General features: G+C 70.5%; 26 protein-coding genes. 15 read left to right on the top strand and 11 right to left on the bottom strand.

Annotated features, from left to right (window positions below):
- Nucleotide 1: 1 nt before the first annotated feature.
- The 7 genes from hsaD (at nt 2) to EFK50_RS21695 (ending at nt 4,442) form a co-directional block, all read left to right on the top strand.
- Nucleotides 2–886 carry a 4,5:9,10-diseco-3-hydroxy-5,9,17-trioxoandrosta-1(10),2-diene-4-oate hydrolase gene (gene hsaD, locus EFK50_RS21725; protein ID WP_123229708.1) on the top strand — a complete coding sequence of 295 codons (885 nt, stop codon included), beginning with the start codon at nt 2–4 and terminating at the stop codon, nt 884–886.
- 1 nt (nt 887) lies between these two features.
- Nucleotides 888–1,787 carry an iron-dependent extradiol dioxygenase HsaC gene (hsaC, locus tag EFK50_RS21720; protein WP_123229707.1) on the top strand — a complete coding sequence of 300 codons (900 nt, stop codon included), beginning with the start codon at nt 888–890 and terminating at the stop codon, nt 1,785–1,787.
- Nucleotides 1,788–1,806: 19 nt separating this feature from the next.
- Nucleotides 1,807–2,445 (top strand): flavin reductase family protein, encoded by a 639-nt coding sequence (locus EFK50_RS21715; RefSeq protein WP_246004282.1) that lies wholly within the window; start codon nt 1,807–1,809, stop codon nt 2,443–2,445.
- Between the two features lie 25 nt (nt 2,446–2,470).
- On the top strand, nt 2,471–2,890 hold the full coding sequence (locus tag EFK50_RS21710) for a TetR/AcrR family transcriptional regulator (RefSeq protein ID WP_148046260.1): 420 nt from the start codon (nt 2,471–2,473) through the stop codon (nt 2,888–2,890).
- A 68-nt stretch (nt 2,891–2,958) separates the two neighbouring features.
- Nucleotides 2,959–3,828, top strand: a complete 870-nt coding sequence (locus EFK50_RS21705) for a type IV toxin-antitoxin system AbiEi family antitoxin domain-containing protein (protein ID WP_148046259.1) — start codon at nt 2,959–2,961, stop codon at nt 3,826–3,828.
- Nucleotides 3,829–3,901: 73 nt separating this feature from the next.
- Nucleotides 3,902–4,168: a type II toxin-antitoxin system Phd/YefM family antitoxin gene (locus tag EFK50_RS21700; protein WP_123229704.1), complete on the top strand. Its 267-nt coding sequence runs from the start codon at nt 3,902–3,904 to the stop codon at nt 4,166–4,168.
- Nucleotides 4,169–4,181: 13 nt separating this feature from the next.
- Complete coding sequence (locus tag EFK50_RS21695) at nt 4,182–4,442, top strand: type II toxin-antitoxin system RelE family toxin (RefSeq protein WP_123229703.1); 261 nt, start codon at nt 4,182–4,184, stop codon at nt 4,440–4,442.
- Nucleotides 4,443–4,446: 4 nt separating this feature from the next.
- Here EFK50_RS21695 and EFK50_RS21690 read toward each other — a convergent pair whose 3' ends face one another.
- Both EFK50_RS21690 and EFK50_RS21685 read right to left on the bottom strand, forming a co-directional pair.
- Entirely contained in the window at nt 4,447–5,310 is an 864-nt protein-coding gene (locus tag EFK50_RS21690; RefSeq protein WP_123229702.1) for an HpcH/HpaI aldolase/citrate lyase family protein, read from the bottom strand.
- Nucleotides 5,311–5,321: 11 nt separating this feature from the next.
- Nucleotides 5,322–6,398: an HpcH/HpaI aldolase/citrate lyase family protein gene (locus tag EFK50_RS21685; protein ID WP_123229701.1), complete on the bottom strand. Its 1,077-nt coding sequence runs from the start codon at nt 6,396–6,398 to the stop codon at nt 5,322–5,324.
- Between the two features lie 68 nt (nt 6,399–6,466).
- On the opposite strand from EFK50_RS21685, the gene EFK50_RS21680 reads away from it, so the two are divergent.
- Both EFK50_RS21680 and EFK50_RS21675 read left to right on the top strand, forming a co-directional pair.
- Nucleotides 6,467–7,030, top strand: a complete 564-nt coding sequence (locus EFK50_RS21680) for a LysR substrate-binding domain-containing protein (RefSeq protein WP_123229700.1) — start codon at nt 6,467–6,469, stop codon at nt 7,028–7,030.
- A 106-nt stretch (nt 7,031–7,136) separates the two neighbouring features.
- A complete protein-coding gene (locus EFK50_RS21675) occupies nt 7,137–7,370 on the top strand; it encodes a WhiB family transcriptional regulator (RefSeq protein WP_123229699.1) in 234 nt (77 codons plus the stop codon).
- Here the strand turns inward: EFK50_RS21675 and EFK50_RS21670 are convergent, their stop codons facing one another.
- Genes EFK50_RS21670 through EFK50_RS21655 form a run of 4 tightly spaced genes read right to left on the bottom strand, consistent with a single transcriptional unit; the run spans nt 7,371 to nt 11,891 of the window.
- Nucleotides 7,371–8,279, bottom strand: coding sequence for an acyl-CoA dehydrogenase family protein (locus EFK50_RS21670; RefSeq protein ID WP_123229698.1), 909 nt, complete (start codon nt 8,277–8,279; stop codon nt 7,371–7,373). It lies immediately after the preceding gene.
- The gene (locus tag EFK50_RS21665; RefSeq protein ID WP_123229697.1) at nt 8,279–9,142 is read right to left on the bottom strand and encodes an acyl-CoA dehydrogenase family protein; all 864 of its coding nucleotides are present in this window, start codon (nt 9,140–9,142) and stop codon (nt 8,279–8,281) included. The genes EFK50_RS21670 and EFK50_RS21665 overlap by 1 nt, the downstream gene beginning before the upstream one ends.
- Nucleotides 9,139–10,296 (bottom strand): acyl-CoA dehydrogenase family protein, encoded by a 1,158-nt coding sequence (locus tag EFK50_RS21660; RefSeq protein WP_123229696.1) that lies wholly within the window; start codon nt 10,294–10,296, stop codon nt 9,139–9,141. Before EFK50_RS21660 ends, EFK50_RS21665 begins: the two co-directional genes overlap by 4 nt.
- Nucleotides 10,293–11,891: a FadD3 family acyl-CoA ligase gene (locus EFK50_RS21655; RefSeq protein ID WP_123229695.1), complete on the bottom strand. Its 1,599-nt coding sequence runs from the start codon at nt 11,889–11,891 to the stop codon at nt 10,293–10,295. Before EFK50_RS21655 ends, EFK50_RS21660 begins: the two co-directional genes overlap by 4 nt.
- 105 nt (nt 11,892–11,996) lie before the next feature.
- Between EFK50_RS21655 and EFK50_RS21650 the strand changes: the two genes are divergently transcribed.
- The 5 genes from EFK50_RS21650 to EFK50_RS21630 all read left to right on the top strand — a co-directional run bounded on the left by EFK50_RS21650 (nt 11,997) and on the right by EFK50_RS21630 (nt 16,151).
- Nucleotides 11,997–13,166, top strand: coding sequence for an acyl-CoA dehydrogenase family protein (locus EFK50_RS21650; RefSeq protein ID WP_221177521.1), 1,170 nt, complete (start codon nt 11,997–11,999; stop codon nt 13,164–13,166).
- A 14-nt stretch (nt 13,167–13,180) separates the two neighbouring features.
- Nucleotides 13,181–13,984 (top strand): SDR family oxidoreductase, encoded by an 804-nt coding sequence (locus EFK50_RS21645; protein WP_123229694.1) that lies wholly within the window; start codon nt 13,181–13,183, stop codon nt 13,982–13,984.
- Nucleotides 13,962–14,555, top strand: a complete 594-nt coding sequence (locus EFK50_RS21640; protein ID WP_123229693.1) for a TetR/AcrR family transcriptional regulator — start codon at nt 13,962–13,964, stop codon at nt 14,553–14,555. Before EFK50_RS21645 ends, EFK50_RS21640 begins: the two co-directional genes overlap by 23 nt.
- Nucleotides 14,552–15,715, top strand: coding sequence for an acetyl-CoA C-acetyltransferase (locus EFK50_RS21635; RefSeq protein WP_123229692.1), 1,164 nt, complete (start codon nt 14,552–14,554; stop codon nt 15,713–15,715). The genes EFK50_RS21640 and EFK50_RS21635 overlap by 4 nt, the downstream gene beginning before the upstream one ends.
- 97 nt (nt 15,716–15,812) lie before the next feature.
- Entirely contained in the window at nt 15,813–16,151 is a 339-nt protein-coding gene (locus tag EFK50_RS21630) for a hypothetical protein (RefSeq protein ID WP_183407954.1), read from the top strand.
- A gap of 24 nt (nt 16,152–16,175) precedes the next feature.
- Here EFK50_RS21630 and EFK50_RS21625 read toward each other — a convergent pair whose 3' ends face one another.
- Nucleotides 16,176–17,432 (bottom strand): lipase family protein, encoded by a 1,257-nt coding sequence (locus EFK50_RS21625; RefSeq protein ID WP_123229690.1) that lies wholly within the window; start codon nt 17,430–17,432, stop codon nt 16,176–16,178.
- Nucleotides 17,433–17,470: 38 nt separating this feature from the next.
- Here EFK50_RS21625 and EFK50_RS21620 point away from each other — a divergent pair, with 38 nt between their 5' ends.
- Nucleotides 17,471–17,812: a VOC family protein gene (locus EFK50_RS21620; protein ID WP_123229689.1), complete on the top strand. Its 342-nt coding sequence runs from the start codon at nt 17,471–17,473 to the stop codon at nt 17,810–17,812.
- On the opposite strand, the gene EFK50_RS21615 is transcribed toward EFK50_RS21620, so the two are convergent.
- The 4 genes from EFK50_RS21615 to EFK50_RS21600 are packed head-to-tail and all read right to left on the bottom strand — an operon-like array spanning nt 17,800 to nt 21,285.
- Nucleotides 17,800–18,867, bottom strand: coding sequence for an NAD(P)H-dependent flavin oxidoreductase (locus tag EFK50_RS21615; protein ID WP_123229688.1), 1,068 nt, complete (start codon nt 18,865–18,867; stop codon nt 17,800–17,802). The two genes, EFK50_RS21620 and EFK50_RS21615, sit on opposite strands and share 13 nt — an antisense overlap.
- Nucleotides 18,864–19,640, bottom strand: a complete 777-nt coding sequence (locus EFK50_RS21610) for a CoA-transferase subunit beta (RefSeq protein ID WP_123229687.1) — start codon at nt 19,638–19,640, stop codon at nt 18,864–18,866. The genes EFK50_RS21615 and EFK50_RS21610 overlap by 4 nt, the downstream gene beginning before the upstream one ends.
- Nucleotides 19,637–20,530, bottom strand: coding sequence for a CoA transferase subunit A (locus EFK50_RS21605; RefSeq protein WP_246004281.1), 894 nt, complete (start codon nt 20,528–20,530; stop codon nt 19,637–19,639). The genes EFK50_RS21610 and EFK50_RS21605 overlap by 4 nt, the downstream gene beginning before the upstream one ends.
- The gene (locus tag EFK50_RS21600) at nt 20,527–21,285 is read right to left on the bottom strand and encodes an enoyl-CoA hydratase family protein (protein WP_123229686.1); all 759 of its coding nucleotides are present in this window, start codon (nt 21,283–21,285) and stop codon (nt 20,527–20,529) included. Before EFK50_RS21600 ends, EFK50_RS21605 begins: the two co-directional genes overlap by 4 nt.
- Nucleotides 21,286–21,288: the final 3 nt, after the last annotated feature.

Raw genomic sequence — 21,288 nt, 5'->3', positions numbered from 1 at the left:
GATGTCTGTCGACTACTCGAAAGAGGGCACTCGGAAGTCGGCGAAGGCCGGCGACATCACGCTGAACTACTACGAGGCCGGCACGGCGTCCGACCTCGGCGGCGGCCTGCCGTTCGTGCTGCTGCACGGCGGCGGCCCGGGAGCCTCGGCCTGGAGCAACTTCGGGTCGGCACTGCCCCGGTTCGCGGCCAACTTCCGGACGCTCCTGGTCGACCAACCCGGTTTCGGCGGCTCGGACAAGCCCGAGGTCGGCGCGAACTACTTCCGGCACTCCTCGGAGTACCTGCTCAAGCTGCTCGACGAGCTGCAGATCGAGAAGATCCACCTGCTCGGCAACAGCCTCGGCGGCGGTACGGCGACCCGGTTCGCGCTCAGCTACCCCGACCGGGTCGGCCGGCTGGTGCTGATGGGCCCCGGCGGGCTCTCGCTCAACCTGCTCCACGCCGACCCCACCGAGGGCGTCAAGCGGCTGATGGACTTCTCGATGGCACCGAGCCGGGAAGCCCTGCGCGCCTTCATCTCGACCATGGTCGTGAACCAGGCGCTGGTCACCGACGAGCTGGTCGAGGAGCGGTTCGCCGACGCCACCGCGCCCGGCTCGCTCGAGGCGATGCGCTCGATGGGCGCCTCGTTCTGGAACCCCGAGTGGGCCGAGGACGGGATGCTCTGGCGCGAGGTGCACAACCTCCGCAAGCACACCCTGCTGACCTGGGGCCGCGAGGACCGCGTCAACCCGCTCGACGGTGCCCTGGTCGCGCTCAAGCAGATCCCCAAGGCGCAGCTGCACGTCTTCCCGAACTGTGGCCACTGGGCCCAGATCGAGGCGGCCGAGGAGTTCGCCGAGATCACCACCGCCTTCCTGGCACGCCACCGCGAAAGGGGCTGAGATGACGATCGACATCAAGTCCATGGGCTACATCCGGGTCGCCAGCACCGACCTGGAGGCCTGGAAGACCTTCGCGGGCAAGGTGCTCGGCGTCGCCGAGGGCCGCGGCCCGAACCCGGACAACCTGTACTTCCGGATCGACGCCGTCTCCGCCCGGATCGTGGTCTTCCCCGCCGACGTCGACCAGCTCGACGCCACCGGCTGGGAGGTCGCCGACCATCAGGCGCTCCAGGACGCCCGCGAGCACCTGACCAAGGCCGGCGTGACCTTCGAAGAGGGCACCCCCGAGGAGCTGGCCGAGCGCCGGGTCCAGGAGCTGGTCCGGTTCTCCGACCCGTGGGACAACGTCTTCGAGCTCTTCCACGGCATCACCTACGAGTCCCGGCCGGTCGTGACGCCGTACGCCGCCAAGTTCGTCACCGGCGACCAGGGCATGGGCCACATCGTGATCCCGGTCCTCGACGACGTCGAGGCGCTGCGGTTCTACACCGAGGTGCTCGGCTTCCGGCTCCGCGACTCGATGAGCATGCCCGGCGAGTTCGTCGGCAAGGAGCCAGGCTCGAAGGTCTGGCTGCGCTTCCTCGGCGTGAACCCGCGGCACCACAGCCTGGCGTTCCTGCCGATGCCGAACCCGTCCAAGTGCGTGCACGTGATGCTCGAGGTCGACGAGCTCGACCACGTCGGCCGTGCGCTGGAGCGCGTCAAGAAGTACAAGGCGCCGCTGTCGGCGACGCTCGGCCGGCACATGAACGACGAGATGGTCTCGTTCTACGTGAAGTCCCCGGGCGGTTTCGACTTCGAGTTCGGCACCGAGGGCCTGCAGGTCGACGACGCCCGCTGGGTCGCCCGGGAGAGCACCGCCGTCTCGTACTGGGGCCACACGTTCGGCGGGGGCCAGTAGACCGATGAACAATGGGGGAGTGACGCGCGAGATCCCGGACGGGATGAACGAGAACGCCCGGGAGACCTGGCCCAGCGAGGAGCTGATCAAGTCCTGGCTCGGCAACGAGCTCGACTTCGAGCTCCGGCTCGGCGAGCACACCCCGATCCCGGACGACCCGGAGGCGGCCGCGCGGGCGCGCAAGTTCCGCGACGTCCTCGGACTGTTCTGCAGCGGCGTCACCGTAGTCACCTCGATCTCCGACGGCAGCCCCGTCGGGATGACCTGCCAGTCGTTCTCCTCGGTCTCCCTGGAGCCCCCGCTGGTGATGTTCTCCCCGGCCAAGACCTCGCGGGCCTGGCCGCTGATGCAGCGGGCCGGCTACTTCTGCGTGAACATCCTCGCCGCCGGCCAGTCCGAGCTCTCCAACACGATGGCCACCAAGGGCGACGAGAAGTTCACCGGGGTGGGCTGGACAACGGCCAGCACCGGGGCGCCGGTGCTCGAGGGCGTTCTCGGCTACATCGACTGCACCGTGCAGCAGGTCGTCGAGGCCGGCGATCACTACATCGTGATCGGCCGCGTCAAGGAGCTGGGCAACGGCGACCGGACCGAGCGGGAGCCGGCCGTCGAGCCGCTGCTCTTCTTCGGCGGGAAGTACACCAAGCCGCAGGGCTGAGATGCGCTGAACTACGGTTGATCGCGTGACCCCGCCCGTGTTCCCGGACTCCCCGACGGTGATCGCCGCGACCGAGTCGGCGATCCGCTCGGACGACGACGGCGTGGAACGGGACTTCAGCGACCGGCTGCTGCGCAGCTTCCTGGCGCTCTGCGAGAACCCGCGGACCCGGCAGGGCATGATCCGGATGGTGCGCGCCTCGGTCGGCAGCGCCCGGGCCGGACAGGCGTTCTACCGGGTCCTGAATCGGACGGTGGTCAATCCTGCCGCCAAGGCGACCGGGATGCACGCCTCGGCGCTGCGGATCGAGCTGGTCTGCGGGCAGCTGGTCGGCCTGGCGATGATGCGCTACGTGCTCCAGGTCGAACCGGTGGCGTCCGTGCCGGCCGAGGAGATCGTCGTGCAGTTCGCGCCCGCGCTCCGCGCCACCCTCCAGGGCCGCTGAGGACGGATCGCCGGCACGCCTGTGGACGACGCTGACGGGGGATCGGCGGCATCGGTGAAGGTTGACCGATGGGAGCACCACACGGAGAACGACCGACGCTGGACCGCGGCGAGCCTTTCACGCCGGCGATGGCGGCCCGCGCCGGCCTGGGGCGGGCGGAGCTGGACCGCCTGCTGCGGAGCGGGCGGCTCAGGCGGCTGGTCCGCGGGGTCTACATCGATGCTGACGTCGAGCTGACCGCGGTCCTGCGCGCCCGGGCGGTGGCGCTGCGCGTCGGTCGCAAGCAGGTCGTCGTCGACCGTACGGCGGCCTGGATCCACGGCGCCGGCCTGGTCACCGCGGCAGTGCGGCTCGACCCGGTGCCGCTGGACCTGCACGGCCGGCGCTCGCGGCTGGCCCCGGCGCCGCCGTACGGGCCGGAGGAGGTGCTGCTCGTCGGCGGGGTGCGCTGCACCTCGCCGTTGCGGACCGCCCTCGACCTCGGACAGAACTTCGCGCCCGAGCGGGCGCTGCCGTTGCTCGACGGGCTGCTCCGATCGGGCGCGATCACGCACGGTGAGCTGATCCGTGCGAGTGCGGGCGGGGATGCGCGTCGGCCCGGAGCCGCCCAGTTCCGTGAGCTGGTCGCGCTGGCCGATCCGAGGCCGGTCGAGGAGGCCGAGTCGGTGCTGCGGCTGCGGTGGATGGAAGCGTCGTTGCCGACGCCGAGCCCCGGGGCGCGAGTGGCCGGCGTACGGGTCGCGCTGGCACTGGACACCCAGCGGTTCGGTGTGTCGCTCGCCGGCCAGATCAGCCGCTCGGACCGGGCGCGGCTGGCAGCGCTCGGCTGGCGGGTGCTGGTCCTGCACCGGGAGCGGGTGATCACCAGCGACCCGATCTTCCTGATCGAGCACCTGGAGCGCGAGTTCCACCAGCACCTGCTCCAGCAGGTGAGCTGACCTGCGGCGAGACCGCTGAAATGTACAGTTCGATCAAAACAGCGAAAACTGCGCTTTCTGCTACTATGGAGGTATGAGCGAGATGTCCTTGACGGAGGCACGGGCCCGGTTGGCTGACGTGGTCGACGAGGCGCGGGTCGCCCACGACCCGGTTTTCCTGACCCGGCGTGGTCGTCAGGTCGCCGCGGTGATCGACGCCGACGACCTGCGTCGGCTGATGGCGGACGCTGAGGACCTGGCCGACATCCGGGCGGCTCAGGCGGCACGCGAAGAGCTGGCCACCTCGGACGAGCCGGTGATCTCCCTGGCCGAGCTCAAGGCCGAGCTCGGCATGGGCTGAAGCGGCGGACGCGATGACCTACCAGGTCGAGATCGCGCCAGCCGCCGCGCGACAGCTCCGCAAGCTCGATCCGCAGGCGGGTCGCCGTATCCTCACCGTGCTCGAGCTCCTGGCCATGGGCCCGCGACCGGCCGGGGCGAAGAAGCTCGTCGGGGGTGAGGGCGAGTGGCGAGTACGCACCGGCGACTACCGCATCGTCTACGAGATCGAGGACGACGTGCTCCGGGTCCTCGTGGTCGCGGTCGGCCACCGCCGGGACAGCTACCGACGGTAGGCGCTCAGCCCAGCGCGGCGATCGCGTCGGCGATCGACAGGGTGCGCTGCGCCGACTCGACGTGCAGGTTCTCGACCATCCGGCCGTTGTAGGTGACGACGCCGGTCTCCCGGGCGTCCCAGGCGGCGATCAGCCCGCGGGCGTCCTCGATCGCCTGTGCTGACGGGGCGAACGCCTCGTTCGCGCCCTCGACCTGACCCGGGTGGATCAGCGTCTTGCCGTCGAAGCCGAACTGGCGGCCCTGCTCGCACTCCGCGAGGAAGCCGTCCAGGTTCTTCACGTCGTTGTAGACGCCGTCCAGGATCGCGATGCCGGCGGCGCGAGCAGCCAGCAGGGACAGCGACAGGGCGGTCAGCAGGGGAGCGCGCCCGGGGACGTGCTCGGAGTAGGTCTCCTTGACCAGGTCGTTGGTGCCCATCACCAGCACGGTGAGCCGCGGCGAGGCGGCCGCGATCTCGCGGACGTTGAAGATCGCCTCGGGCGTCTCGACCATCGCCCAGAGCTTGGTGTGCTCGGGCGCGCCGGCCGCCTCGAGCGCGGCGACGAGCGAGCGCACCTCGTCGGCCGAGTTGACCTTGGGCACCACGACGCCGTGCGGGCCGGCGGCCGCGGCCGCGCGGATGTCCTCGTCGTGCCACTCGGTGCCGATGCTGTTGACCCGGATCGTCAGCTCGCGGTTGCCGTACTCACCGGACGTCACCGCGGCGGCGGCGTTGAGCCGGGCCTCGGGCTTGGCCTCGGGGGCGACGGCGTCCTCGAGGTCGAGGATCAGCGCGTCGCACGCGATCGTCTTGGCCTTCTCCAGGGCGCGCTCGTTGGACGAGGGCATGTACAGGACGGAACGACGGGGGCGGAACTCGTTGGTCATGGTCGTCTTTCTCAGTCGAGCACGATGGCGTCGTAGGCGGTCTTGAGGTCGGGGTCGATCGCGGCCAGCTCCTCGGCCAGCGCGACCATCACCTTGCACTGCTTCACCGAGGCGTCGTCCTCCATCTTGCCGTCGAGCATCACCGCACCGGTGCCGTCGCCCATCGCGGCGATCACCCGGCGGGCGTGCTTGACGTCCTCGACGCTGGGGGAGAAGACCTTGTTGGCGATCTTGATCTGCACCGGGTGCAGCGACCAGGCGCCGACGCACCCGAGCAGGAAGGCGTTGCGGAACTGGTCCTCGCACGCGACCGTGTCCTTGATGTCGCCGAACGGGCCGTAGTACGGGTAGATGCCGTGCATCGCGCAGGCATCGACCATCCGGGCGATCGTGTAGTGCCACAGGTCCTGCTGGTACGTCGTCCGCGGGCCGTCGTACAGCGGGACACCGTCCTCGCCGCGCTCCGGGTCCTGCCGGACCAGGTAGCCCGGGTGCCCGCCGCCGACCCGGGTGGTCTTCATCCGCCGGTCGGCAGCCAGGTCGGCCGGGCCGAGCGAGAGACCCTGCATCCGCGGGGACGCGGCGCAGATCTCCTCGATGTTCGCGACGCCGCGGGCGGTCTCCAGGATCGCGTGCACCTGCAGCGGCTTGCTGATGCCGGCCTTGGCCTCGAGCTGGGCCAGGATCCGGTCGATGTAGTGGATGTCCTCGGCGCCCTGCACCTTCGGGACCATGATCACGTCGAGCTTGTCGCCGATCGCCGGCACCAGGGTGGTCAGGTCGTCGAGCACCCAGGGGGAGTCGAGCGAGTTGATCCGCGTCCAGAACTGGGTGGGCCCGAAGTCTGTCGACTGTCCGATCTTGACCAGGCCGGCCCGGGAGATCTCCTTGTTCTCGGCCTTGACGGCGTCCTCGAGGTTGCCGAGCAGGACGTCGACGGTGCCGACCATGTCGGGCACCTTGGCGGCCATCTTCTCGTTGCCCGGGTCGAAGAAGTGGATCGCGCGGCTGGGCCGGGCCGGGATCTCCCGGAGCGGAGCAGGGGCGCCGACGGCGAGGGGGGCGAAGAAGTCCTTGGCTGAACGCATAGGCCGGAAGTTATCAGGGCCCGCTACCGGCCGGTATGACCGATCCGACAGGCGGCTAGTGTTCGGACGTGGAACAGATCACACCGTGGCGCGTGGGCTTCGTCCCCGGGGTCACCCCCGGCAAGTGGGAGCGCTCCTGGACCGAGCATGAGCGGGCCTCCCGCCGCTGGCGGCGCCTGGAGGTGGTCCCGGTCGCGCTGGAGGACCAGGAGCGGGCGATCCGCGCCGGCGAGGTCGACATGTGCCTGGTCCGCGGCCCGGTCGACCGGGACGGGATGCACTACGTCGCCCTGTACGACGAGGTGCCGGTCGTCGTGGTCGCCCGGGAGCACCCGGTGACCGCCTACGACGAGGTCGCGCTCGCCGATCTCGCCGGTGAGCTGGACGTGCTCGCCGAGTTCCCCGAGCTCGACCTGCCGATGGCGATCGAGACGGTGGCGGCCGGATCCGGGTACGTGATCGTGCCGATGTCGCTGGCCCGGTTGCACGGCCGCAAGGATGTCGAGCACCGCCCGGTCACCGACGGCGAGGAGTCCCCGATCGGCCTGGCCTGGCTGGTCGCGAACGAGGACCCCGACACCCAGGGGTTCGTCGGGATCGTCCGGGGACGAACTCCGCGCAGCAGCCGCTGACCGCGGGAAATCCGGAACCTCAGGGTTCATCTAAGGCATCTTCCTGATGTGGGGCCCTACCTCAGACAGCCAGATTTGCGTCACCCGCTGCTGGAGAGGACGCCTGATGCCACCCGAGATGCCGTGCCTGATCCACCCTGAGCTGTACTTCTCCGACCTTCAGGCCGAGCTGGCCGAGGCGCGCGTCATGTGCGCCTCCTGCCCGGTGATGGACCTGTGCCTGGCGGGCGCCCTGGAGCGCCGGGAGCCGCACGGGGTCTGGGGCGGTCAGATCTTCCTGGCCGGTGTCGTGGTGGAGCGGAAGCCGGCGCGAGGCCGCCCCCGCAAGCACGTGGCGTAGTCAGACGAGCGCGGCCCGCAACCGGTGCGCCGGGCCGTTCAGCTGCGCGAGCGCATGCGCACGCTTGAAGACCAGGTGTGCGTCGTGCTCCCAGGTGATCGCGATCCCGCCGTGCAGCTGCACGGTTTCCGCGGCGATCAGGTCGAGCGAATCCGAGCAGTACGACCCGGCGACGGCGGCGAGCCGGGTTAGCTTCGCGGCGCTCTCCTCGTCCGGGGTGGACAGGTAGGCGGCGGCAGCGGCGGTGGCTCCCCAGCTGGCCGAGCGGGACGCCTCCAGCCGGACCAGCATGTCGGCCATCCGGTGCTTGAGCGCCTGGAACGAACCGATCTGGCGACCGAACTGCACCCGCTCCTGGGAGTACGCGACCGTCATGTCCAAGGCCCGCTGCATGGTGCCGACCTGCAGCGCGGTGGTGAGCGCGACGCTGATCGCCCGCAGGTCCTCCGGGGTGTCGGTGGCGGACGCGGCGACCGCGAGCCGCAGCGTCTGGTCCATCGACTCGGCGCGCTCGGCCGGTTCCAGCACCACCCGGCCGAGGGTGAACGGACGGACCTCGCCGGCGGCCAGCCCGGGCAGCTGCGCCGCCTTCTCCTCGTCGGTCCCGTGGAGCAGCAGCCGGGCCGTGCTCAGCGTCGAGGCCAGCAGGGGAGCAGGAGTGAGGAACTCACCGAGCACCTCGAGCACGACCGCCGTCTCGACCAGGCTGGCCCCGAAACCGTCGTACTCCTCGGGGACGGCGAGGGCGGCGACGCCGATCTGCTCGCAGAGAGCCGACCAGAGCTCGGTGTCGTAGCCGGCTTCGGTGGCGACCGCGGCGCGGACGGCCTCGGAGCCGGATCGCTTGGTGAGCATGCCGCGGACGGCCGCGGCGAGCTCGTCCTGCTCCTCGGTACGGGCGAAGTGCATCAGGCACCGACCAGGTGCTCGAGCACGCGACCACGGTGGAAGGCCGGGGTTCCCCAGGCCGTCACCAGCGCCCGGATGCGGTTGAGCCAGAGCGAGAGGTCGAACTCCGCGGTGTACCCGATCGCTCCGTGCACCTGCAGGCCGGTGCGGGCCGCGAGGTAGGCGGCGTCGCCGGCGTACACCTTGGCCGCCGAGACCGGCACCTCGCCGAGGGCGGCTCCGAAGACCAGCGGCCGGGCGAAGTCGAGCGCGATCCGGACGTCGGCGAGCTGGTGCTTGATCGCCTGGTACGAGCCGATCTCCCGGCCGAACTGCTTGCGCTGCTTGACGTAGGTGACCGAGTCGGCGAGCACCCGCTCGCCGGCCCCGAGCAGCTCGGCGGCGCAGGCCAGAACGGCCCGGTCGACGGCCTCCGCGGAGAACGCGTCGGCACCGGCGACCTCGGTCAGGGTCCGGGTGGTGTCGATCGACGCGTGCGTCGCGCCGGCGGTTCCGCTGAGCAGCTGCGCCACCTGGGCGTCGGCGGCGTACGCCGAGATCCCGGGGACCGCGGCCGTCACCATCGCGCCCTCGACCTGGGGCACGAGCGCCGCGGACTCGATCCAGGGACCCACGGCCAGCTCGTGACCGAGCACCTCGAAGGCAACCGCGAGGTCTACCAGGGTGCCGCCCAGCCCGCCGTCGTCCTCCGGCGCCACCAGCGCGGTCAGACCCAGGTCCGCGAGCCGGCCCCACAGCGCCACCCCGGGCGCGTGATCGCCGTCGGCCCAGGACCGCGCCACGGCGACGGTGTCGCTGGAGCGCAGCAGCGCGGTGATCGCCTCGCCGAACCCGATCTGCTCGTCAGTCAGCTCGAACTTCACTTCTGGACACCCTTCGGCTCACGGGGGAGGCCGAGGATCCGCTCGGCGATGATGTTGCGCTGGATCTCGTTGGTGCCCGCGTAGATCGGGCCGGAGAGCGAGAACACGTACCCGTCCATCCAGGGCGACTCCAGGAGCTCAGCGTCCGCACCGAGCAGGTCCAGTCCGGTCTCGTGCAGCGCGATGTCCAGCTCGCTCCAGAAGACCTTGTTGATCGAGCCGGCAGCGCCCATCTCACCGCCGTCGGCGAGTCGGGTCACCGTGCCCCAGGTGAAGAGCCGGTAGGCCTGGGCGCCGATCCAGGCGTCCACCACGGCGTCCCGGGACATCGGCGCGTCGGCGCCGCGCTCGCCCCACAGGGCGACGAGCCGGTCGGCGGCCGCGCAGAACCGGCCCGGGGAGCGCAGCGAGAGACCGCGCTCGTTGCCGGCCGTGCTCATCGCGACGCTCCAGCCGGCGCCGACCGCGCCGAGGACGTCGGCGTCGGGCACGAAGACGTCGTCGAAGAAGATCTCCGCGAAGCCGGCCTCGCCGTCGAGCTGGGCGATCGGCCGCACCGTGATGCCCGCGGCATCGAGCGGGAACAGGAAGTAGGTGAGTCCGGCGTGCTTGGCGCTGTCCGGGTCACTGCGGAAGAGCCCGAAGCCCCAGTGCGCGTACGTCGCCCGCGAGGACCAGGTCTTCTGGCCGTTCAGGATCCAGCCGCCGCGATCGTCGTCCCGGGTCGCGGTCGAGCGCAACGACGCCAGGTCGGACCCGGCCTCGGGCTCGGACCAGGCCTGCGCCCAGATCTTCTCGCCGGTCGCCATCGACGGCAGGAAGCGCGCCTGCTGCTCCGGGGTGCCGTGGTCGAAGATGATCGGCGCCAGCAGGAAGATGCCGTTCTGCGAGACCCGCCCGGGCGCGCCTGCGCGGTAGTACTCCTCCTCGAAGATCACCCACTCGATCAACGAGGCCTCGCGACCGCCGACCTCCTTCGGCCAGGAGACGACCGAGAGCCGCTCGGCGGCGAGCTTGGCCTCCCACTCCTGGTGGAGCGCCCAGCCCTCGGCGGTGTCCATCGAGGGAAGCGGCTCGCTGGGCACGTTGGCCGCGAGCCAGGCGCGGACCTCGGCCTGGAAGGCGAGTTCGGACTCGGTCAGGTCGAGATTCACTGCTGCTCCGTCTTCTTGGTGTCGCGAAGGTCGATCTTGAGAACCTTGCCGGAGGCGTTGCGCGGAAGCGTGTCCACGAACTCCACCAGGCGGGGGGCCTTGTAGTTGGCGAGCCGCTCGCGGGCGAACGCGATCAGGTCGGCGGCTTCGACCGAGGACCCGGCACGGCGTACGACGTACGCCTGGCCGACCTCGCCCATCCGGTCGTCGGGGACCCCGATCACCGCGACGTCGGCCACGGCCTCGTGCCGGGCCAGCACCTGCTCGATCTCGGCGGGGTAGACGTTGAAGCCGCCGGAGATGTACATGTCCTTGAGGCGGTCGGTGATCTGCAGGTTGCCGGCCTCGTCGACCTTGCCGATGTCGCCGGTGTGCAGCCAGCCGTCCTCGTCGATCGCGTCGGCGGTAGCGGCCGGGTCGTCTAGGTAGCCGAGCATCACGATCTCGCCGCGGACGAGTACTTCGCCCTCGTCGCCGGCCGGCAGCGGCTCGTTGCCGCCGACGGCCGCGATCCGGACCTCGGCGCCCGGGATCGCCCGACCGCAGGTGGTGGCCACCAGCACGTCGGCGTCGCCCTCGCGGCACATGGTGGCGACCACGGCCTCGGTCATCCCGAAGGCGGTGTAGACGTGGTCGATGCCCAGGCCCTCGGGGGCCGCCGCCCGCATCCGCTCGATCAGCACGACCGGGACGACCGCGGCACCGGTGATCGAGAGCCGGAGAGAGGAGAGGTCGCGGCTCCCGCGGCCGGGGGCCTCCAGCAGCGAGGTGAAGATCGTCGGCGCGCCCGGGAGCAGGGTGATCCGCTCGCGCTCGATCAGCTCCATCGTGGTGTCGACGTCGAAGATCCCGACCGGGTAGAGCGTGGCCCCGGTGAGCAGGCCGACCACGATCCCGATCTTGTAGCCGAACGAGTGGAAGAACGGGTTCACCACCAGGTAGCGGTCCTCGGCGCTGACCCCGCCGATCTCGGCCCAGGCGGCGGAGACGGCGATCGTCTGGCGGTGGGCGCTCATCGCGCCCTTGGACCGGCCGGTGGTGCCGGAGGTGAAGAGGATGTCGGCGACGTCGTCGGCGGAGACCGCCTCGGCGCGCGCGTCGGCGTCACCGAGAAGCTCCACCCCGAGCTCCGCGAGGGAGCCGAAGTCGACGACGTTCTCGGCGGGGACCGCGACACCCCCGGGGAGCGGCGGCAGGGTCACGATCGCGCCGAGCTCGGGGAGCTCGCCGGCGGCACGCAGCTCGCCGACCTGGTCACGACCGAGGAAGCCGTTGGCCACCACGAAGATCCGGGCGTGCGTCCGGACGGCGATCTCCTGCGCCTCGTGCCCGGTGTAACGGCTGTTGATCGGGACCAGAGTCGCGCCGGCGTACGACGCGGCGAGGCCGGCGATCATCCAGTCGGCGCTGTTCGGCGCCCAGATGCAGACCCGGTCGCCCGGTTCCACGCCCAGGGCGATGTAGCCGGCTGCGGTCGCGCGCACGTGGTCGAGGAGGTCCTGGAAGGACAGGGTCCGCTCCCCGTCGACGACCGCGGGGCGGGCGCCGTGGACAGCGGCGGCGGAACGCAACACACCGGGCAGAGTCGAAGCCACGGATCCTCCTTGCCCCAACGGGACTAGTACCAAGCAAGTGCTTGGTAGGCTACCCTACACGCAGCCGTCGTAGGAGACAGCGAACCAGAGACAGGGGCAGCTCACGTGGATCTGAGCGACACCGAGGCAGACCGGGCGTTCCGCGCTGAGGTGCGGAACTGGCTCGAGGAGAACCTCGTCGGGGAGTTCGCCGAGCTCAAGGGCAAGGGCGGCTCCGGCCGCGACCTCGAGGCCCACGACGAGCGCCTCGCCTGGGACCGGCACCTCGCCGCGCACGGGTGGACCTGCATCGGCTGGCCGGTCGAGCACGGCGGACGCGGGCTCTCGCTGATGCAGCAGGTGATCTTCCACGAGGAGTACGCCCGCTCCAACGCCCCGCACCGGGTCAACCACCTCGGTGAGGAGCTGCTCGGTCCGACCCTGATCGCCTTCGGCACGCCCGAGCAGCAGCAGCGCTTCCTGCCCGGCATCCGCGCAGTCACCGAGCTGTGGTGCCAGGGCTACTCGGAGCCCAACGCCGGCTCGGACCTGGCCAACGTCGCCACCAAGGCGCGGCTGGAGGATGGCGAGTGGGTGATCGACGGCCAGAAGGTCTGGACCAGCCTTGCCCAGTTCGCCGACTGGATCTTCGTGATCGCCCGGAGCGAGCCGGGCTCGGCCAAGCACCAGGGCCTGAGCTTCCTGCTGGTCCCGCTGGACCAGGACGGTGTCGAGATCCGCGGGATCGAGCAGCTGACCACCGGCGCCGAGTTCAACGAGGTCTTCTTCACCGGTGCCCGCACCGCCGCCGACCTGGTCGTCGGTGAGCCGGGCAAGGGCTGGGGCGTGGCGATGGGACTGCTCGGCTTCGAGCGCGGCGTCTCCACCCTCGGCCAGCAGGTCGGCTTCCGGCGCGAGCTGGACGCGCTGCTGGACCTGGCCCGCGAGAACGGCGCCCTCGACGACCCGATCGTCCGGGACCGCCTGGCCCGCGCCGACGCCGAGCTGGAGGTGATCCGGCTGAACGCGCTCCGGACGCTGAGCGAGGAGCAGGCGCCCCAGCAGGCCAGCATCGCCAAGTTGCTCTGGGCCAACTGGCACCGCACCCTCGGCGAGATCGCCATGGACGTCCTCGGGCCCGACGGCCTGGGGACCGGTCCCGGCTACGACCTGGACGAGTGGCAGCGGCTCTTCCTGTTCACCCGCTCCGACACGATCTACGGCGGATCCGACGAGATCCAGCGCAACATCCTCGCCGAGCGCGTGCTCGGCCTCCCTCGAGAAGCCCGAAACTAGGAGATCTGACCTTCATGACTGCCGTCCGTCCCGAACAGCCCGTTCCCGTGTACGTCGAAGGCCACGGCCTGCTCCGGGGCAAGGTCGTCGTCGTCACCGCCGCCGCCGGCGCGGGCATCGGCGCGAGCGTGACCCGCCGTGCCCTCGAGGAAGGCGCCAAGGCGGTCGTCCTCAGCGACACCCACGAGCGCCGGGTGGCCGAGGCGCACGAGGCGCTGGCCGCGGAGTTCGGCGCCGACCGCGTCCTCAGCACGGTGACCGACGTGACCGACGAGGTCGCGGTGCAGGCGCTGCTCGACCTGGCCGACACCGTCGGCGGCGTCGACGTGATGATCAACAACGCCGGCCTCGGCGGCACCGCGAGCGTGCTGGAGATGACCGACGACCAGTGGTCCAAGGTCCTCGACATCACCCTGACCGGCACCTTCCGCAGCGTCCGCGCCGCGAGCAACCGGATGATCGCGAACGGCACCAAGGGCGTCATCGTCAACAACGCCAGCGTGATCGGCTGGCGTGCCCAGGAGGGCCAGGCCCACTACGCCGCCGCCAAGGCCGGCGTGATGGCGCTGACCCGCTGCGCGGCCCTCGACGTGGCCCCGCACGGCATCCGGGTGAACGCGGTCTCGCCGAGCCTGGCGATGCACCCGTTCCTGGCGAAGGTGACGTCGGACGAGCTGCTGCACGAGCTCAAGCAGCGGGAGGCGTTCGGACGTGCGGCCGAGCCGTGGGAGGTGGCCAACGTGATGGTCTTCCTCGCCAGCGACTACTCGTCGTACCTGACCGGAGAGGTGATCAGTGTCAGCAGCCAGCACGCCTGAACCCAGCCGCCGGGACGAGCTGCTCGCCATCGCGGCGGGCCTCTTCGCCGAGCGCGGCTTCAAGAACACCACCGTCCGCGACATCGCTGACGCGGCCGGCATCCTGTCCGGGAGCCTGTACCACCACTTCGACTCCAAGGAGTCGATGGTCGACGAGCTGCTCGACACCTTCCAGACCGAGCTCTGGAAGCAGTACGACGCCATCACCGCCTCGGACCTGACCGCCAAGGGCAAGCTCACCGCGATCGTGCGGGCCTCGTTCGACGCGATCGACCACCACCACAGCGAGGTGGCGATCTTCCAGAACGACGCGGCGTACCTGACCACGTTCGAGCGCTTCGGCTACCTGGCCGAGCGGAACCGGAAGTTCCGCACGCTCTGGGTCGGCCTGCTGGAGGACGGGGTCGCCAGCGGCGAGCTCCGCTCCGACCTGGACGTCGAGCTCGTCTACCGCTTCTTGCGCGACACCGTCTGGGTGGCCGTGCGCTGGTACCGCCCCGGCGGTTCCCTCACCCCGGCCGACGTGGCCGACCAGTACCTGACCATCTTGCTCGAAGGGATCAACCAATGACCGAGGCCTACATCGTCGATGCCGTCCGCACTCCCGTCGGCAAGCGCCGCGGCTCGCTGGCGAGCATGCACTCCGCGGACCTGGGTGCTCACGTGCTGAGCGCTCTGATGGACCGCACCGGCGTCGACCCGGGAGCGGTCGACGACGTGATCATGGGCTGCTGCGACACGATCGGTTCGCAGGCCGGCGACGTGGCCCGGACGGCCTGGCTGGTGGCCGGACTGCCCGATCACGTCCCGGGTGTCACCATCGACCGGCAGTGCGGCTCCTCGCAGCAGGCGGTGCACTTCGCGGCCCAGGGCGTGATGTCCGGGACCCAGGACCTGGTGGTCGCCGGCGGCCTGCAGAACATGTCGGCGATCCCGATCTCGGCGGCGATGCTCGTCGCCGACCAGTACGGCTTCACCACGCCGTTCGCGGAGTCGCCCGGCTGGGGCAAGCGGTACGGCGACGTCGAGGTCTCCCAGTTCAACTCGGCCGAGATGATCGCCGAGAAGTGGGAGATCAGCCGCGAGCGGATGGAGGAGTTCGCGCTGGCCTCGCACACCCGGGCCAAGACCGCGATCGCCGAGGGCCGGTTCGACAACGAGATCGCCCCGGTGACGCTCGCGGACGGCACCGTCTTCACCACCGACGAGTGCCCCCGGGACACCAGCCTGGAGAAGATGGCCGCGTTGGAGCCGCTGGCCCCGGGCGGCCGGATCACCGCGGGCGTGGCCTCGCAGATCTGCGACGGCTCGTCGGCGCTGCTGATCGCCTCGGCGCAGGCGGTCAAGGACCACGGCCTCACCCCGCGCGCCCGGATCCACCACCTCTCGGTCAAGGGCGACGACCCGATCTGGATGCTCACCGGTCCCATCCGGGCGACCCGGAACGCGCTGGAGAAGACCGGCATGTCGATTGACGACATCGACCTGTTCGAGTGCAACGAGGCGTTCGCGTCCGTCGTCCTGGCGTGGGCCAAGGAGCTCCAGGTCCCGCTGGAGAAGGTCAACGTGAATGGCGGTGGCATCGCCATGGGCCACCCGATCGGGGCGACCGGCACCCGGCTGATGTCGACCCTCCTGAACGAGCTCGAGCGCACCGGCGGCCGCTACGGCCTGCAGACGATGTGCGAGGGCGGCGGCCAGGCCAACGTGACCATCATCGAGCGTCTCTGAGACTTTCTACACCCCGGAGAGTCGTAATTGCCTTCCGGTGCGGTTCACGGCAGACTCCGGCGTGGTCTCGGGACCGTCTCGGGGCCAGGAGGGAATGATGATGGTGCGGAAATTCGGCGTGGTAGCGGCAACTGCAGCCCTGCTGCTGACCTCGGCGTGTGGGGGCGGTGACCGTCCGTCGGTCGACGAGGTCTCGAAGAGCCTGACCGACGGCAAGGCCGGCGGCCTGATGAGCCTGCCGTCGAGCGTGATGACCGACGAGCTGGCCGACTGCATGGCCAAGGCGATCGTCGACTCGAAGGTGTCCGACGACGCCGTCCGGGCGCTCGTCGACGGTGACAAGGACTACAAGGGCGACAAGGACGACACCGAGGCGCTGTCCGGTCTCGGTACCAAGATCGCCGAGTGCGCGAAGGACGCGGTCCCCACGCAGTGAGGCCGGCCGGCGGTCCTGCCCGGGTCACTCCTCGGGCAGGACCGCCGGATCCACCAGGCTGTGCAGGTAGCGCTTGGTGTTCGCCCGCATCGGCTTCCCGGCGAACCGGCCGTTGAGGAACGCGAACGCCGTCCCGTACGACGTCAGCGCCGCCGCCGCATGGGTCGGCGCCAGATTCACGGACAGCCGGACCCGGCCGCCCTGGCCGGCCCAGCGCTCCGCCAGACCGCGCCCGCACTCGAACGGGACCACGTCGTCCAGGCGGCTGTGCGAGACCAGTGCCTCGGTGCGCGGGTAGCGGCCGGCGCCGAGCTGCTGCTCGGCCACGATCGTCGCGAACGGCTCCTCGCCCAGCAGCGTGCCGATCGAGCGGCCGTCGGCGGTCAGCGAGCTCGACCGGGTGAAGGCGTAGCGGCGCAGCGACTCGAACATGCACTGCTGGGCGAGGGCGCCGGCCACCTCGAGCCCGCGCTCGTTGAGCAGCGGCCGCAGGTCGATGTCGTAGTCGCTGGAGAGCCCGACCAGGGCGTAGCCGAGGAAGGCGAAGTACGGGCTGCCGTCGAGCATCCGGGCCACCAGCGGGAAGTCGGCCGGAACCGCTCCGCAGACGGCTCCCTTCACGTCGAGGTCTGCGGCGTACTCGTGCCAGAGCTCGGCGGCCGACGCCGCGGCACCGCCGCCCTGGGAGTAGCCGGCGATGGCGACCGGCCCGGCCACCGGGATGTCGGGATGATCGAGCTGCTGGGAGGCCCGCAGCGCGTCCAGGACCACCCGGCCCTGGACCTCGCGGGACATGTAGGTGTGCGTGCCGTCCATGCCGAGACCCTGGTAGTCCGGGACCACCACGTTGTACCCGCGGGCCAGCAGGCCGGTGATGAAGACCGACTCGTACTCGCGGCCGGCGGCCAGCTGGCGTGACGGCGCGCACTGGGTGCCCATGCCCTGGGTGCCGACCGCGAACGCCACCAGGCCGCGGTCGTCGCGCTTGCTGCGCGGCCGGGTCGGGGTCAGCACGGTCCCGGTCACCGGGATCACCCGCCCGAGCCGGTCGGTGGTGGTGAACATGATCCGCTCGACCCGTGCCGGTGCCGGGATCAGCTTGAACGGGTCGATGTAGAACCGCGCCGGCTCGGCCTTCAGCACCGTGCCGGGCTCGGACGGCACCGCCCCGGGCGGGTCGTAGAACGGGTCCGCCGGGTTCGGCTCGAGCTTGCGCGCCCCGACCGCGGTCAGCGCGAACCGGACAGCACGATCAAGGACGGATCCCGGGTCTTGGCTCACCCGCTGATCCTGTCAGCAATTCCGGGTACGGTCGCGTCATGGCAGGTGACCTCTTTGCCGGGATCTCGGTGCGCGACTACCCGAAGGCCCTGGAGTGGTACGAACGGCTCCTGGGCGAGCCGCCGAGCTTCTCGCCGAACGACACCGAGTCGGTCTGGGGCGTCAACGAGCACGCCTGGGTCTACGTCGAGCACCGCCCCGCGCACGCCGGCCACGCCCTGGTGACGATTTTCGTCGACGACATCGAGGCGCGGGTCACCGCCATCGCGGGCCGCGGCATCGAACCGGTCGAGCGGGAGACCTACGAGAACGGGGTGCAGAAGGCGACCTACCGCGACCCGGAGGGCAACGAGATCGGCTTCGGCGGTCAGACCACGTAGCCCTGGGTACGCCGCAGCTCCGCGGCAGCCTGGGTGACCACCCGCTCGATGAGTTCCTCGCAGGACGGCAGGTCGTCGATCACACCGACCACCTGGCCGGACGCCAGGATGCCCGCGTCCGGGTCGCCCTCGACGAGACCGGCCTTGAGCATCATCGGCGTGTTCGCGGCCAGCACCATCTGCGCCCAGGACCGCTCCGAGCCGTGCTTCATCGCCTGGCCGTCCTTGATCAGCCCGCGCCAGGACATCCCGCTCATCTTCTTGAACGCGAGCGTCCGGCGGGCCGTCGGGCCGAGCCGCTTGAGCGCGCTGGACTCCTCGACCGAGTCGACCAGGTCGGTACGGAGCATCCGGTGCGGCATCCCGTCGACCTTCGCGGTGACCACGGTCCCGTTCAGGTCGGCGTCCAGGTAGCGCTGCTTGACCGCGTCCGGGACGCGGCTCTCCTGGGTGAGCAGGAACCGGGTGCCCATCCCGACGCCGGCAGCGCCGTAGGACAGCGCGGCGGCCAGCCCGCGACCGTCGAAGAACCCGCCGGCGGCGATCACCGGGATGTCGACCGCGTCGAGCACGGTCGGCAGCAGCAGGGTGGTCGGGACGTTGCCGGTGTGGCCGCCGCCCTCACCGCCCTGGATCATCACCGCGTCGGCCCCCCAGGAGGCGACCTTCTTGGCGTGCTTGGGCGCGCCGATGCTGGGGATCACGACGATGTCGTGCTCCTTGAGCTTGGCGATCAGCTCGGGCTTGGGTGCGAGGGCGAACGAGGCGACCTTGACGCCGTACTCGATCAGGAGGTCGCAACGGGCCGGAGCGTCGGCCGCATCGGCGCGCAGGTTCACGCCGAAGGGCTGCTCGGTGCGGCCCTTGACCTCGACGATCGCCTTCTCGAGCTCCTCGTGCGTCATCGTCGCGGACGCCAGGATGCCCAGGCCGCCCGCGTTCGCCGTACCGGCCACCAGGCGCGGGCCGGCCACCCAGCCCATCCCGGTCTGGACGACCGGGTGCTTGATCCCGGCCAGCTCGGTGAGCGGCGTCTTGAGCAGCTGGTCGATCACTGGGTCGCTCCGGCGTCCACCGGCGGAACCTCGCGGTCGCGCAGGTTCTTCGGGTCGAGCACGTTGCGGATGATCATCAGCTCGGACTCGGTGGGCTCACGGGTCACCGGAACGTCGGCGTCGACGGCCAGCGCGAAGCCGGTCGCAGCAACGACGTCGTCGACGGAGACTCCGGGATGCACCGACAGCAACCGCACGGTGTCGCCGTCGCCGCGTACGTCGAAGACGCCGAGGTTCGAGACGATCCGGTGGATGTCGTTGTACTTCGACGCGCCGGGCCCGGCCGCCTTGGCGCGGGCCGGCCCGACACCGGAGACGATGTCGACCTGCTCGACGAAGACCTTCGGGCTGTGCCGCGGCACCCAGTACGACGTCCGGTTGTTCACGGTGTTGCCCGGCGCGCCGCGCGAGCCCAGCAGCTGACGCTTGGGCTGCGCGAAGTCGCCGATCGCGGAGATGTTCTGGTTGCCGTGCCGGTCGACCTGGGTCGCGCCCATCATCACGTGGCGCTTGCCGTACGCGACGACGTCGAAGACGCGGCGGAAGGGGATCCAGCCCTCGACGACGTCGGCCTTGGCGAACAGGGGAGGGACGCCCCCGAGGTAGAGGGACTCGCCGTCGGAGATGACCAGGTCGGGGTTCGACGTCAGCTTGGCCAGCCTGACCCCGAGCATCGGGAGCATGCCCATCGGCGAGGCGAAGATCTCGCCGTCGTCCTTGAACGCATCGGCGATGGCGGCGGCGCAGACCTCTGCGCGGGAGTACTCGGTCACTTGCTCTGCTCCTCAGCGAAAGCGGCCACAGCCGCCTGGTAGGAAGACTCGTCCCCGTCGAGGAACCGAGCGGAGAAGGCGGCCCAATCCTCGTCGGACCCGCCGGCCGCGGCGGCGTACGCCTTCTGGAACTTCTCGTCCCGCTCGTAGTCGGGCGTGCAGGTGGTGAAGTGCGCACCGTTCGGGGTCTCGACGACGCCGTCGACCATCATCCGGCTGATCAGCAGGCGCTGGACCGCGGTGTCGACGGTCAGGCCCGCCGTGTCGACGATCTGCTCGACCGAGACGAACGCCTTGTCGGCGGCCTGCACGAACAGGTCGTCGAAGTACGGGTCCGGACCCAGGTAGGTCGCGTTGCCGTGCGCGTCGGCACGGTTGAGGTGCACCAGCGCGACGTCGAGCTTGAGCGCCGGTACGGCGGTGAGCTCCTCGAAGTCACCGTTCTCGTCGGCGTACGGCGAGGCGACGGTCTTGATCCACGCGTTGTTGACCAGCACGTCGGAGCCCAGCCCCGCGCGCATCGGCAGGAAGGGGAGGCGCTGCGCCGCGGCGTACAGGCCGGTCTGGAACATGCCCTCGTCGAGCTCGACGATCTCGGGGATGGTGCCCTCCTGGCGGGCCTTCTGGAAGTTCGGCTCCAGCGGGATCGAGTCCAGGGAGACGAACGCGTAGACCAGCTTCCGGATCTTCCCGGCCCGGGCGAGCAGGCCGACGTCGGCGCCGCCCCAGCTCACGATGGTCAGGTCCTTGAGGTCCGAGCGCAGGATCGCGCGCACCAGGGCCATCGGCTTGCGCCGCGGGCCCCAGCCGCCGATGCCGATCGTCATCCCGTCGGAGAGCTGGGCGACGACCTCGTCGATCGTCATGACCTTCTCGCGTGGCTTGCTCACTTCTTGGCCTTATCCGTTCCCGCGAAATCATCGCGAAGCTCGTCACTGACACCGGCGAGGTTGAGCTCGAAGGTGAACCCCTGCTCGAACCGGTAGCTCTTGTTCACGTCGACCGGCTCGATGCCGTTCAGCGCCTCCTTGGCCGCGCGGATCACCCGGCCGTCCTTCTCGGCGATGCTGGCCGCCACCTCGAGCGCGACCTCGAGCAGCTGCTCGGGGGGCGCCAGCCGGTAGACCGACCCGAACCGGTGCAGCTCGGTGGCCGGGATCGTCGCGGCGGTGAAGTAGAGGGCCCGCATCATCTGCTGGGGGACCAGCCGCGCCATGTGAGTCGCCGCACCGAGGGCGCCCTGCTTGACCTCGGGGACGCCGAAGTAGGCGTTCTCGGCGGCGACCACGATGTCGGCGTTGCCGACCAGGCCGACCCCGCCGCCCACGCAGAAGCCGTTGACCGCGGCGATCACCGGGACCGCGCACTCGTAGACGGCCTTGAAGGCGGCGTAGCAGCCCTTGTTGGCGCCGATCAGGGCGTCGAACCCGGTGGTGTTCTGCATCTCCTTGATGTCCACGCCCGCGTTGTAGCCCTTGCCCTCGGCGCGGAGGACCACGACCTTGACGCGCGGGTCGGCTCCGGCGGCGTCGAGCGCGCTCGCGACGTCGAACCAGCCCTGGACGGTGAGCGCGTTCACCGGCGGATGGGACATCGTGACGATGCAGATCCCGTCCTCCCGGACCTCGCTGGTGACTGCAGACATGGG

Source organism: Nocardioides marmoriginsengisoli (assembly GCF_003725695.1).
Classification (GTDB): Bacteria; Actinomycetota; Actinomycetes; order Propionibacteriales; family Nocardioidaceae; genus Marmoricola; species Marmoricola marmoriginsengisoli.
The sequence above is the reverse complement of the archived record's forward strand: the minus strand, read 5'-3'. Positions and strand labels throughout refer to the sequence as shown.